Origin of the sequence: Sorangium sp. So ce302, from assembly GCF_051530145.1 — a bacterium.
In the GTDB taxonomy this organism is placed as follows: domain Bacteria; phylum Myxococcota_A; class Polyangia; order Polyangiales; family Polyangiaceae; genus Sorangium; species Sorangium cellulosum_B.
The window spans coordinates 2,221,290-2,234,044 of the sequence record NZ_CP150326.1 but is presented as its reverse complement, the minus strand read 5'-3'; the positions used below and the strand labels follow the sequence as shown (position 1 = coordinate 2,234,044).

Here is a 12,755-nt window from a genome sequence, read left to right as displayed (position 1 = left end):
ACCGGGCCGGTTCGCGGCCGGGCGAGGCGGTCGCGAGGCCTATGGAGATCCTGCCCGAGAAGGCCGCAGAAGGCGGGCGCGGCGGGGCTCGCACGCGTGGTGCATCCCGCCGCCACGACGTTGGGCGCAGACGCGCCGAGGCAGAGCACGGCGCCGACGGAGGCCCAGCAGCACGCAGGCCGCCGACGTGGACGGCGCAGAAGGCGGATCGATGCCTGACCGCCGCGCAACGGAGGTGGTGCTGTCGCTTCTGCCCAGGCCAGCGATGCTCATGACGTGTCCGGAGGAGCAGCGGAGGAGGCGATGACGCACGACGGCAGCGGGCGGCGAGCCATCGCAGCCTGACCGCAGCGAGGACAGATGGACAGGTCGACCCCCGTGAGCGCGGCGAGCAGCGTACACCAGTCGACCTTGACGACGTGGCGCGGAGAGGGCTCGTGAGAGCTGCCTTCCCGGTGCTCATCTCCCCCGACAGCGCGCTGCCCTGCGTCTCGCGCCGCCATGATCCTCGTGCGTGCCACCTCGAGCGTGGTGGTGGCGTGACACGCAGCCATCAAGCCGAAGTGTCGGATCTTCACGAAGCGATGAGGCAGCACGTGCATCAGGAAGCGACGCAGAAACTCCTCTGCGGAGAGCGTCACGGTCTTGTCTCCGCGGGTCCGGAAGCACACGCCGCGCTCATCCATCCACCGCAGCCGGTGATTGGACAGCCCGACACGGTGGGTATAGCGACCGAGGTAAGCAAAGACCTGCTCGGGCCCAGCGAAGGGCGGCTTGGCGTACACCACCCAGGGCTTGCGGTAGAGCGTCTTGAGCAGCGCAGCGAAGGCAGCGGGGTTGGCCAGCGCGGCGGCCCCGCCGGTCAGGTCGAGCTCTCCGGCGTCATAGGCCTGCCGAAGCGCGGCGAGCAACTTGCCGCGGAAGAGCTTGCCGAGGACCTGCACAGGGAAGAGGTAGCCGCTCCGCCCCTCGATCCAGCGCGAGCCGTCGAGCGAGAGCCCACCGCCCGTGACGATGCAGTGCAGGTGCGGATGGAAGCTGAGATTGCGGCTCCAGGTGTGCAGCACGGCGGTGACACCGATGTCGGCGCCGAGCCGCCTGGGATCGCGGCCGAGGGTGAGCAGGGTCTGCGAGCCGCACTGGAAGAGCAGATCGAAGACCGTCTGCGGGTTGACGAGCGCCAGCGGGCGCAGCTCGGCCGGGAGCGTGAAGACGACGTGGAAGTAGTGCGTCGGCAGGATGCGCTGCTGCCGCTCGGCGATCCACCTGGCCTGGCTGAGGCTCTGGCACTTGGGACAGTGGCGGTTGCGGCAGGAGTTGTACGAGGGCTGCTCGTGGCCGCAGCCCGTGCACACGTCGACATGGCCGCCCAGCACCGCGGTCCTGCACGCGGCGATGTCGCGCAGGACCTTGCGCTGGGCGGTGGAGACGGCGTGGGCGCGCAGGTAGGCCTCGCCGTGGGCGCGGACGATATCCGCGACCTCGAGACGAGGCCTACCCGTCGCCGCGGGCCGCGGCGCCAGGCGATGCGGGTGCACGCGACCTCAGCCGAGCTTCTTCTTGGCCTCCTGGGTGCCGAGCACCTCGACCGGGCTGCGGGTGCGACCGACGTGAGCCTGGCTGACGCGGACGTAGCGGACGGTGGTGCGGATGGAGCGATGGCCGAGCAGGGCCTGGATGACGCGGATGTCGGTGCCGAGCTCGAGCAGGTGGGTGGCGAAGCTGTGCCGCAGCACGTGCGGGGTGACGCGCTTGTGCAGCTTGCAGCGCCTCGCCGCCTCGCGCAGCGCGTTGCGCACCGCCTCGTGCGAGATGACCGAGCCCTGCTTGCGACCCGGGAACAGCTCCGGTCCAGCGGGTCTCTCCGCCCGCCAGTAGATGCGCAGCGCGGTCAGCACGGGGGCGCTGAGCATCACGTACCGATCACGCCCGAGCTTGCCATTGCGGACGTGGATGAGGTTGCGCTTGCTGTCGACGTCCTCGACCCGCAGCGAGCAGACCTCATCGATCCGCAGACCGGCGCCGTACGCCGTCAGGACGATCGTGCGCTGCTTGACCGAGCCGATCGCGTTGAGCAGCGCCTCGACCTCGGTGCCGCTGAGGACCGGCGGCAGCTTCTGGGGTACCTTCGGCCAGGGGATCGCGACGGCGACCTCCGGACGCCCGAGCGTGGTGGCGTAGAGGAACTTGATCGCCGCCACGTACTGGTGCTGCGTCGCCTCCGCGATCTTTCGCTGCTCGGCGAGGTAGAGCAAAAACGCGCGCACCTCGTCGAGACCCATCTGCTGCGGCGGCTTGCGGTGGTAGGCTACGAAGGCCCGTGCGCAGCGGAGGTAATTGTCGCATGTCGACGGCTTGTATCGCCGCAGCTTCAGGTCTTCGGCCATTCGATCGCGGAGCTGTCCCATCGCTGCCCTCCTGGTGAACGCGGCGCCCGGGCAGGGGCGTCGCGAACGGCAGGGTGGGCAGGGAATGAGGCGGCGGGCGGCGAGTCCTGCGCGGCGCCGGGCGCTTTTTTTCGCAGTGAATACCGGCAAAAGTCGCGCTGCGGCAGCAATGACCGCCGTGACAACCGCAGCGAAGACAAGGATCCGAGCCGCGGCAGGAAACCTCGGCTCGGTATCCGCAATGCTTAACGGAGCAGGGCCCGCAGCAGCTTCTTGAGCCTCACGCCGAGCTCCTGCACCTCGTCCGCATCGCGCTAGCTCGCGGCCCCGAGCGCCGCCACCAGGTCCATGGCTCCCAAGGTCTCGTGGAGGCTACGCGGGGCGCGAGGGCGGTGTCGTCTCGCGATCGCGGTCGTCGTCGCGGTCGACCTCAGCAGGGACAGGAGCTGCCGCGAAGCGGCTTGGTCCAACACGTGGTTGAGCGGCGCCGCCCCCGAGAAGACCAGCGCCGCCTCCTGGTTCAGCGCGTCGACGATATGTCGGTCGGTGGACCGGAAGTTGTCGGTTGGGCCCGACAGGTTGGTGGAGCAGCGCAGCAGGCGGAAAAACAGGGCATCTTGCTGCTTTCGGACCGATGCCAGATAGATCCCGGTGCGGTGTGCCGTCCCCGGTTTGGTGGACTCGGTCAGCGACTGGAATGTGTGCTCGCCGCGGATCCGCTCGACGTAGTTGACCTCCGGGTCGAAGAAGGACCGGTAGTACACGCCGAGCCCGTGTACGTCGATCGGCATCCGGCCCAGGCCCACCACCGGCCAGGCGAGGTCACCCGCCGGGTAGTTGTAAGAGCCCTCCCGGATCACCAGGACCCGCGATGCGGCCGAGAGGTCGAGGGCGGTGGCCTTCGACACGTCACCGCACAGGTAGACGGCCTTCCCCCCGAGGTCGGGCATCCCCGCCGAGGGGGCGGTGACCACCGTGCCGGCGAAGCCGTCCATCAGGCGGTCGTCGCCCCGCGGCGAGAGCACGATCAGGACCTGGCGGGTGTCGACGATGCGGGCTTCGGGGGTCATGGCGGCAGGATATCACCGGGAGAAGCCGGGCTCTCTCGCGCGCAGCGACTCGCGCCCCATGGGGTCGGGGTCGACCGGCGCGGTCGCCGACACGACACCCGGCATCCGGGCTGCGTTCGCCGCTGGCACGTCGCTTGCCCCTCCGTGTCGCGCCGACCGTTCGCAGTCCCCGTCCCCCCAGATGGTCTGGGCTTTCCTAAGAAGCTCCTGCCGCAGCCTGCCCCTCGACGAGCGTCAGGCCCAGCGCATCCGCCCGTCGGCGGAGATTGGCGATCGATCGTTGCCGGTAGCGCTCTTCGTAGTAGTTCGCGCCCGGATCGACGTAGGCCGAGCCGTGCCGCAGGGTGTTGTAGAAAAGTACGGCGATCTTGCGGGCCGTGGCCGTTATAGCCTTCGCCTTGCCGATACGCGCGGCGAGTCGCCGGAAGAACGCTCCGAGCCCTGTGCTCGTTCGACTCACCGAGACCGCTGCAAGGCGCAGCAGGGCCGCTGCACGATTCGCCGAGGGGCGTGTGCGGGAGCTGAGTACCTTGCCGCCCGAAATCTTGGTGCCCGGTGCGAGCGTCAACCACGAGGTGAAGTGTTTTACGGTAGGCCAGCGCGTCATGTCGGTACCGCACTCCGCCACGATCCGCAGCGCCGAGGACGGGCCGAGGCCGTTGATCTGCGTCAGGTCGACGCCGAGCATCGCATGCAGCAGGGCATGGACGTCGAAACGCGGTTCATTCCTCTGGGCCTTGCGTGAGCGTGGAGGAGGTGGTGGCGGGGCAGTCTCCTTCTGTGGCAACGCGCGGACGGTTCGCTCGATCTCGGCATCGCAGTCCTGCAATTTGGCTTGGTAGGTGTCGTAGAGCTCGATGGCCTGCCGAAGAGCGAAGACGTGCTCCGGCCGGTAATTGCCCGTCAGCGCCTCGCAGATCGTCTCGACCGATGCTTTGCAGCGCACGTCACGGTGAGCCGCCAGCACTTCGGGATCGCGCTCAGCACCAATGATCGCCCGCAAGATCTTCATGCCGGTGAGCAAGACCGACCTGATGGAGCCCTTCCCGAGGCTCAAGGCCTACTACGAGCGCTGTCAGGCCCGCCCGGCGTGGCAGCGCACCCTTGGCCTCTACGCCGAGCGACTCGGCGTGAACGTCGACGACATCCGCGAGAGCGTAAGTTCTCGTCACGACAGGGCAGCGCAGGCAGCGCGAGGAGTTAAGAACAACGCGCACCAGCCGCCGCAATTCCTGGACAGGGCGGCCACCAGTCGGTCTAACGTAGCAGTGTGCCGCGGGCGCGCAGCGCCCGTCAGCACCAGCGCCAAGTTCGGCGGCTCTTCCCATCAGATAGCGCGCAAGATCCCATTGGGGGATCATCCAGCCACTCTCGGCAGGGAGAGCGGCGCTCCTCTATCGAGCACCGGCCGGTGCGGGGCGCGCCCGCCGGTGACGGTCGTAAAGCGCGTCGCGCCAGGCCACGAGATCAGCGTAGCGTTCCGCAAGCGCTGCGTGCCGCCATGGCGCGCGCGCCGCCGGGCTCAGAGCGATGTACCGGGTATCGACCGGCGCGACGAACTGCAACGTCACGGCCATCGCCATGTCGGCGTACGTCAGGCCCTCGCCGAGCAGGTACGCGCGGTCACCGGCGAGGGCTTCCCGCAGCCCGTCGAGCTCGCGCGCGAGCGTCGCGTCCGCGACGGCGAGGGCGGCGGCGTCGATCCCGTACTTCCGCCGGAGAAACACGATCGCCAGGTCCGCTGCCGGAACCGACGCGCGTCGCACGGGTGCGGGAAGAAACGGCGGCTGCATCTCGACCTTGGCGGCGCGGTCGTGCGTGAGCCGCTCGAGGTAGAGCGCGCGGCCAGCCGCGAGCGCCGTCTCGCTACGGGCGTTCCACGCGGTGATCGCCGCGTCGTGGTCGGGCGGAAAGAGCGTCGGTCCGCGGCCGATCTGGTCCGCATGCAGCGCGATGGCGAACGAATCGGTCAGCACGCCGTGCGGCGTGACCAGCGCCGGGGTGCTGACCCTGCCGGTCGGTCGTCGCGTGCGCAGTCGCAGCAGCAGCTCACCGAGCAGCGGCACGTGCTCGCGGTAGCTGTACGCGAGGCCATGGTGGTCCAGCGCCCAGCGAGCTTTCTCGGACCAGGGAGCGAAGTGTTCGGCAATCAGCGTTCGCATGGTCCCTCAGGGAACAGAAAAAGCCCGCGCCCGTCCAGCAACGTCACGGGCCCGTGTCGTCGGGAGCGAGCTTCGCGACGTCTCGCCCGTCGGAGAGGGCGAATCGGCTGAAGAAGCTCCGCCAGTGACCCCCTCCGACGACGTCACGTTCCCGTCGAGGACGGGCGTTACGAAGAGGTAAGCGTACATGGAGGCTCGATCCTCTGGAGGGCGGCTCATAGAGTCCACGTCTCCCATGTCCACCGAGGCCGCCGCGGTTCAGCACGTGGGTGTAGATCATCGTCGTGCTCACGTCGCGGTGGCCGAGGAGCTCCTGGATGGTGCGGATGTCGTAGCCGGCTTCCAGCAGGTGCGTGGCGAAGGAGTGACGCAGGGGGTGGCAGCTCGTGCGCCTCGATAGACCGGCGGCGAGGGCGGCCTCTCGCACCGCGCGCTGGAGCACCGTCTCGTGCAGATGATGCCGCCTGAGCTGACCTGTCTCCCTGTCGCGATAGGGCCGCGTCGCGGGGAAGACCCATTGCCAGGGCCATTCCCGGCCGGCGTTCGGAACCTTGCGGTCCAGGGCGTCGGGGAGGGGCACCCAGCCGGCGCCGGCCGCGACATCGGCGGCGTGCTGGGCGCGCACGGCGGTGAGGTGATCGGAGCGCGAGGACGTGGGTATAGAGGAAGAGGATGGCGGCGAGGGCTTGGTTCTGGGTCGAGGCGCTGACGTGCTGGTCGGTCGCCAGGTGCGTGAGGAACGCCTCAACGTGGGCCAGGCCGAGGTCGCGTGGGTGGCGGCGGTCATGGAAGAGAATGAAGCGCCGGATCCAGGCGCAGTACGCCTCTTCGGTGCGAGGGCTGTAACGGCGGGTCCGGATCGCCTCGCGGACGCGTTCGAGGAGGCGCGGGGGGCGCGCCGTCGGCGCTTCAGGGGTCCGGGGCATGGCGGCGCTCTCGGCAGGCGCCGTGCCAGGCGCGAAGGCCCAGTTTGTTGGGGATCGGCGGCGGCCTCCGGTTTTGCGGGCGCCAATTCCGCCATGGCGGCCGTCAGGGGTTCGGGCGAACCCACCCCGCCCAGGCTGCGTGAGCGCGAACTCATGCGAGCAAGCAAACATGTTCCGTTGTAATGCTCTGGATCAACCAGCCCGACCGGTGAATGCTTACCGGCACGCAACCACCACGCGCGGGCGATCTCAGTAGAGCCCGCGGGCGCCGGCGAGCGGCAAAGCTCCGGCAACGAGTCGACCCGAGCGGCGGGCTCGACGTTCGGCCCAAGCCTGCTCACCCCTCCGGTGCCACCGGCAGCCCGAGCAGCCGACCGATCGCTTCGTGAACGACCCGGGCGGCCACCTCATCCCCGAGGGCGACGGCGTGGCTCAGGGTGCTGGCGAGCGAGGCGACCACGGCCGCCCGAAGCGACGGCTCGGTCACGGCGAGCTCCCCAGGCCCGAGGCTTGACGCTTGGACCAAGCCGCTTCGCGGCAGCTCCTGTCCCTGCTGAGGTCGACCGCGACGACGACCGCGATCGCGAGACGACACCGCCCTCGCGCCCCGCGTAGCCTCCACGAGACCTTGGGAGCCATGGACCTGGTGGCGGCGCTCGGGGCCGCGAGCTAGCGCGATGCGGACGAGGTGCAGGAGCTCGGCGTGAGGCTCAAGAAGCTGCTGCGGGCCCTGCTCCGTTAAGCATTGCGGATACCGAGCCGAGGTTTCCTGCCGCGGCTCGGATCCTTGTCTTCGCTGCGGTTGTCACGGCGGTCATTGCTGCCGCAGCGCGACTTTTGCCGGTATTCACTGCGAAAAAAAGCGCCCGGCGCCGCGCAGGACTCGCCGCCCGCCGCCTCATTCCCTGCCCACCCTGCCGTTCGCGACGCCCCTGCCCGGGCGCCGCGTTCACCAGGAGGGCAGCGATGGGACAGCTCCGCGATCGAATGGCCGAAGACCTGAAGCTGCGGCGATACAAGCCGTCGACATGCGACAATTACCTCCGCTGCGCACGGGCCTTCGTAGCCTACCACCGCAAGCCGCCGCAGCAGATGGGTCTCGACGAGGTGCGCGCGTTTTTGCTCTACCTCGCCGAGCAGCGAAAGATCGCGGAGGCGACGCAGCACCAGTACGTGGCGGCGATCAAGTTCCTCTACGCCACCACGCTCGGGCGTCCGGAGGTCGCCGTCGCGATCCCCTGGCCGAAGGTACCCCAGAAGCTGCCGCCGGTCCTCAGCGGCACCGAGGTCGAGGCGCTGCTCAACGCGATCGGCTCGGTCAAGCAGCGCACGATCGTCCTGACGGCGTACGGCGCCGGTCTGCGGATCGATGAGGTCTGCTCGCTGCGGGTCGAGGACGTCGACAGCAAGCGCAACCTCATCCACGTCCGCAATGGCAAGCTCGGGCGTGATCGGTACGTGATGCTCAGCGCCCCCGTGCTGACCGCGCTGCGCATCTACTGGCGGGCGGAGAGACCCGCTGGACCGGAGCTGTTCCCGGGTCGCAAGCAGGGCTCGGTCATCTCGCACGAGGCGGTGCGCAACGCGCTGCGCGAGGCGGCGAGGCGCTGCAAGCTGCACAAGCGCGTCACCCCGCACGTGCTGCGGCACAGCTTCGCCACCCACCTGCTCGAGCTCGGCACCGACATCCGCGTCATCCAGGCCCTGCTCGGCCATCGCTCCATCCGCACCACCGTCCGCTACGTCCGCGTCAGCCAGGCTCACGTCGGTCGCACCCGCAGCCCGGTCGAGGTGCTCGGCACCCAGGAGGCCAAGAAGAAGCTCGGCTGAGGTCGCGTGCACCCGCATCGCCTGGCGCCGCGGCCCGCGGCGACGGGTAGGCCTCGTCTCGAGGTCGCGGATATCGTCCGCGCCCACGGCGAGGCCTACCTGCGCGCCCACGCCGTCTCCACCGCCCAGCGCAAGGTCCTGCGCGACATCGCCGCGTGCAGGACCGCGGTGCTGGGCGGCCATGTCGACGTGTGCACGGGCTGCGGCCACGAGCAGCCCTCGTACAACTCCTGCCGCAACCGCCACTGTCCCAAGTGCCAGAGCCTCAGCCAGGCCAGGTGGATCGCCGAGCGGCAGCAGCGCATCCTGCCGACGCACTACTTCCACGTCGTCTTCACGCTCCCGGCCGAGCTGCGCCCGCTGGCGCTCGTCAACCCGCAGACGGTCTTCGATCTGCTCTTCCAGTGCGGCTCGCAGACCCTGCTCACCCTCGGCCGCGATCCCAGGCGGCTCGGCGCCGACATCGGTGTCACCGCCGTGCTGCACACCTGGAGCCGCAATCTCAGCTTCCATCCGCACCTGCACTGCATCGTCACGGGCGGTGGGCTCTCGCTCGACGGCTCGCGCTGGATCGAGGGGCGGAGCGGCTACCTCTTCCCTGTGCAGGTCCTCGGCAAGCTCTTCCGCGGCAAGTTGCTCGCCGCGCTTCGGCAGGCCTATGACGCCGGAGAGCTCGACCTGACCGGCGGGGCCGCCGCGCTGGCCAACCCCGCTGCCTTCGCTGCGCTGCTCAAGACGCTCTACCGCAAGCCCTGGGTGGTGTACGCCAAGCCGCCCTTCGCTGGGCCCGAGCAGGTCTTTGCTTACCTCGGTCGCTATACCCACCGTGTCGGGCTGTCCAATCACCGGCTGCGGTGGATGGATGAGCGCGGCGTGTGCTTCCGGACCCGCGGAGACAAGACCGTGACGCTCTCCGCAGAGGAGTTTCTGCGTCGCTTCCTGATGCACGTGCTGCCTCATCGCTTCGTGAAGATCCGACACTTCGGCTTGATGGCTGCGTGTCACGCCACCACCACGCTCGAGGTGGCACGCACGAGGATCATGGCGGCGCGAGACGCAGGGCAGCGCGCTGTCGGGGGAGATGAGCACCGGGAAGGCAGCTCTCACGAGCCCTCTCCGCGCCACGTCGTCAAGGTCGACTGGTGTACGCTGCTCGCCGCGCTCACGGGGGTCGACCTGTCCATCTGTCCTCGCTGCGGTCAGGCTGCGATGGCTCGCCGCCCGCTGCCGTCGTGCGTCATCGCCTCCTCCGCTGCTCCTCCGGACACGTCATGAGCATCGCTGGCCTGGGCAGAAGCGACAGCACCACCTCCGTTGCGCGGCGGTCAGGCATCGATCCGCCTTCTGCGCCGTCCACGTCGGCGGCCTGCGTGCTGCTGGGCCTCCGTCGGCGCCGTGCTCTGCCTCGGCGCGTCTGCGCCCAACGTCGTGGCGGCGGGATGCACCACGCGTGCGAGCCCCGCCGCGCCCGCCTTCTGCGGCCTTCTCGGGCAGGATCTCCATAGGCCTCGCGACCGCCTCGCCCGGCCGCGAACCGGCCCGGTCCAACCCGACGTTTACGGGACTGCGCCGGGACCTCGCCGCCGCTGCTGCTCGGGCGCAGTCCCGCAAACGCCTATTCATTGGGCCCGGGTTGGGCCCACGCCTTCCGAGGGGCTGCGATCCGTCGTCACGCCCTCCCCAAATCCCCGGGGATGCGACGGATCGCGACGGTTCGCCCCCGCGGAATTGTCCCGCCAGAAAAAACGACCGATGACGAGCGGCCGCCGGAAACAGTAGCAATTTTTATGGTTTCCGCCTGTTTCGACGCTGAGGGCGGCTCCGGTGTGGCCGAGCGGGGCGCCCTCCGCCGCAGGGCGATGGCGCAGCGCCGGGCAGCTCATCCGGAGGCGGGGACAGGGGGCGTCACATCCGCCCGCACGGACGGCAAAAGCTGCCCGAGCATCTGCCTGCCGAGCGCATTGAGCTGTCGCCGCCGGAGCCTTTCACCTTTCACGCTCGACGTCGAGACCCACCCATCCGCTACGTTTGCATCTCCGCCGGCGGCGTGCCCGGCGGTTTCACTGCTCGACGCCCTCAAGCGTGTGGCAGCCATTGCACGAGAAGTCGCCGGTGTTGGTCATCGGGTCGTACGCGGCGATCTGCAGCACATCGGCCATCCGAGGCATGACCGTCTCGAACATCCATGTGCCCCACCGCTCGATCTCCGGATCCTTCACGTACTCGGCGAACGCCTCCTCGGTGGCGGGGAGCGGGGGGAGGTCGGGGCTCGGCATCGCGAAGGTCCCGTCGGCCGCGCCGCTGCCGTGACAGGTCACGCACGTCATTCCCTCGAACTTCGCGTCGAACGCGACGAAGGTCTCCTTCATCTCCGGCAGGACGACATCCTCCATGAACGCGAAGCGCTGATCGAAGCTCATGTCCTCCCACGCGACGGGCGCGTCGTCCTCCTCACCCCCACATGCAGCGACGATCAGGCACATCGCGATCAAGACGCGCTTCATGACCATATTCCTTCTCCCTTCGTGACAGCTCGTGCAGCGTCTCATCCGGCGGCTCGAACCGCTCTTCCCGGTCGCGGCGGCGACGAAGAGCGCATGCCGAGCGCCGCCGCCGTCCCCGGCGACAGCCGGCGTCATGATCGCGACCGGCTGTACCCCATAGACCCCGCTGCCCGAGGAAACTCATCGCTGAAAAAAACGCGGGGGAGAAAAATCGAACGCCCATCGGCCCAGACCGCTATTATGTATTTTGGAACACAAATCGGGGCACATCCAAGCCGACGCCCACGCACTCTACGACGCCCTGTTCCGCGGCACGTCCCCAAGGGGCGCTCGTGCCGACGAGGGACGTGGACCGCCGCCGACCGAGGTCGGATGCTGGTCGTATTGCCGCACCAGCAGCTCGCTCGGCGCCCAGGGAGGCATCGACCCGTTCCGGGTCACGTCGCGGATCCGGTTCGCCAAGGACACGACCGTCGCCGACTCCTCGAGCGGAAGGGCGCGATGCCGCCCGCGACATGGCAACCCACGCACGTCTGCCGGACGATGGGGTAGACCTCCCGGTAACACGTCGGCGCGCCGGTTTCTCCCGGGGTCTCTGTCGGTCGTGGTCGGGCCGGGTTGGACATTGATGACCGGAGATGCCGCGCGGGGCTGAAAGTGACGCCTGGCCACCCCTTCCGCGGGACCGCGCGCTGAATCGACAGACACGTGGCCAATGACGCCGGCGCTTCGTCGCCCGGCCTACTGCGCCCTCGAGAAGGACACGCTCCACGTCGGCGCCACCTCGGCGATGATCTCCCTGAACCGCGGCGGGATGTCCGAGAGCTCCGTCATCTGGTGGATCGTGAGCACCTCGGCGCTGCCGAGCCCGACGGGGCAGCGCAGCGCCCAGGCGATCGCCTCTTCCTTCGAGCCCACCTCGATCAGGTAGAAGCCGCCGACGAGCTCCTTCGACTCCGCGAAGGGCCCGTCGAGCAGGACGCGCTTCCCCCCCGAAATCCCGACGCGCGCGCGCGCCCCGGCGGGATTGAGGCCCTCGGACGCGACCAGCACGCCGGCCTTCTGCATGTCTTCGTTGTATTTCATGTACGCGGCGAACAGCGCCTCGTCCGGGGGCGCATCCGCCGCTGCCTGTGCGTCGTGCTTCGCGTCGTCGGTCGCCGGTGCCGCGGTGATCATGAATCGCATCGTCGAGTTTCCTTCCGGTTCGAAGAGGAGCGCCCCGGCGGCGTCGACTGCCCGGCCCCTGTCTCCACCGTCACGACGAACGGGCGACCACGCGATCGACACGCGGGGCGATCTTTTTTTGAATTACACCTAAGGCTTCGTAATCACGAGGTTTTCTTCTGGCGGGCGGAGCTGGACGGTGGGCCCGGACGGGGAGCTCGCCGTCCCGGGGCCGGCAGGGCGGCCCCGGCTGCTCTCCGGGGTCGCCACGGGCCGGGGAGCGGGGCCGGCCAGGCCCGCGATTTTATCTGGAGGCGACCGATGATTCCTGACGCCCGCGGGGGGGTCTATGTTCAGCCGCACGCTCTTCCCGATCTACGTCGCCGCGTTCCTCTGGGGAGGGCTCGGGCTGCGCGACCGCCGGGTGCGCGCGCTGCTTTCGGCGACGCCGCCTTCCGACCGATGAAAGCGCAAAAACAGCTGGCAGCTCGCCGAGGCGGCCGGCGACCCGACGCCGTACGCGCTGCAGCACCTGCTCGGTCGTGCGCGCTGGGATGCAGACGCCGTGCTCGATGACCCGCGCGCCTACGTCGTCAGAGCATCTCGGCCATCGCACGGGCGTGCTGGCGCTCGACGAGACGGGCTTTTGAAGAGGGGCACGCGGTCGGCCGGCGTACAGCGGCAGTGGCTCTGCCTGCTTATCCTATCC

10 protein-coding genes and 3 pseudogenes are annotated in these 12,755 nt (G+C 69.1%); 3 read left to right on the top strand and 10 right to left on the bottom strand.

Annotation, left to right across the window (positions count from 1 at the left end; translation table 11 throughout):
* Positions 1-269 precede the first annotated feature (269 nt).
* The 8 genes and pseudogenes from WME73_RS08690 to WME73_RS08655 all read right to left on the bottom strand — a co-directional run bounded on the left by WME73_RS08690 (position 270) and on the right by WME73_RS08655 (position 7,032).
* Positions 270-1,538, bottom strand: a complete 1,269-nt coding sequence (locus tag WME73_RS08690) for an IS91 family transposase (RefSeq protein WP_437912459.1) — start codon at positions 1,536-1,538, stop codon at positions 270-272.
* Positions 1,539-1,544: 6 nt separating this feature from the next.
* A complete protein-coding gene (locus WME73_RS08685) occupies positions 1,545-2,408 on the bottom strand; it encodes a tyrosine-type recombinase/integrase (protein ID WP_437893382.1) in 864 nt (287 codons plus the stop codon).
* 293 nt (positions 2,409-2,701) lie between these two features.
* On the bottom strand, positions 2,702-3,457 hold the full coding sequence (locus WME73_RS08680) for a hypothetical protein (protein WP_437915384.1): 756 nt from the start codon (positions 3,455-3,457) through the stop codon (positions 2,702-2,704).
* Between the two features lie 196 nt (positions 3,458-3,653).
* Positions 3,654-4,475, bottom strand: a pseudogene (locus tag WME73_RS08675) (transposase); the annotation flags it as partial.
* Positions 4,476-4,851: 376 nt separating this feature from the next.
* Positions 4,852-5,619: a glutathione S-transferase family protein gene (locus tag WME73_RS08670; RefSeq protein ID WP_437745012.1), complete on the bottom strand. Its 768-nt coding sequence runs from the start codon at positions 5,617-5,619 to the stop codon at positions 4,852-4,854.
* A gap of 43 nt (positions 5,620-5,662) precedes the next feature.
* Positions 5,663-6,244 (bottom strand): tyrosine-type recombinase/integrase, encoded by a 582-nt coding sequence (locus tag WME73_RS08665; RefSeq protein ID WP_437915383.1) that lies wholly within the window; start codon positions 6,242-6,244, stop codon positions 5,663-5,665.
* 79 nt (positions 6,245-6,323) lie between these two features.
* Positions 6,324-6,545 (bottom strand): annotated as a pseudogene (locus WME73_RS08660) (site-specific integrase); the annotation flags it as partial.
* Between the two features lie 337 nt (positions 6,546-6,882).
* Positions 6,883-7,032 (bottom strand): hypothetical protein, encoded by a 150-nt coding sequence (locus WME73_RS08655; RefSeq protein WP_437745011.1) that lies wholly within the window; start codon positions 7,030-7,032, stop codon positions 6,883-6,885.
* Between the two features lie 479 nt (positions 7,033-7,511).
* Here WME73_RS08655 and WME73_RS08650 point away from each other — a divergent pair, with 479 nt between their 5' ends.
* Together WME73_RS08650 and WME73_RS08645 are read left to right on the top strand one after the other, a co-directional pair.
* Positions 7,512-8,375 (top strand): tyrosine-type recombinase/integrase, encoded by an 864-nt coding sequence (locus WME73_RS08650; RefSeq protein ID WP_437893382.1) that lies wholly within the window; start codon positions 7,512-7,514, stop codon positions 8,373-8,375.
* Positions 8,376-8,381: 6 nt separating this feature from the next.
* Complete coding sequence (locus WME73_RS08645; RefSeq protein ID WP_437912459.1) at positions 8,382-9,650, top strand: IS91 family transposase; 1,269 nt, start codon at positions 8,382-8,384, stop codon at positions 9,648-9,650.
* Between the two features lie 785 nt (positions 9,651-10,435).
* Here the strand turns inward: WME73_RS08645 and WME73_RS08640 are convergent.
* Both WME73_RS08640 and WME73_RS08635 read right to left on the bottom strand, forming a co-directional pair.
* Positions 10,436-10,879 (bottom strand): hypothetical protein, encoded by a 444-nt coding sequence (locus WME73_RS08640; protein ID WP_437586157.1) that lies wholly within the window; start codon positions 10,877-10,879, stop codon positions 10,436-10,438.
* Between the two features lie 741 nt (positions 10,880-11,620).
* Positions 11,621-12,067 (bottom strand): YciI family protein, encoded by a 447-nt coding sequence (locus WME73_RS08635; RefSeq protein ID WP_437745010.1) that lies wholly within the window; start codon positions 12,065-12,067, stop codon positions 11,621-11,623.
* A gap of 445 nt (positions 12,068-12,512) precedes the next feature.
* On the opposite strand from WME73_RS08635, the pseudogene WME73_RS08630 reads away from it, so the two are divergent.
* Positions 12,513-12,734: pseudogene (locus WME73_RS08630) on the top strand (transposase); the annotation flags it as partial.
* Between the last annotated feature and the right edge of the window lie 21 nt (positions 12,735-12,755).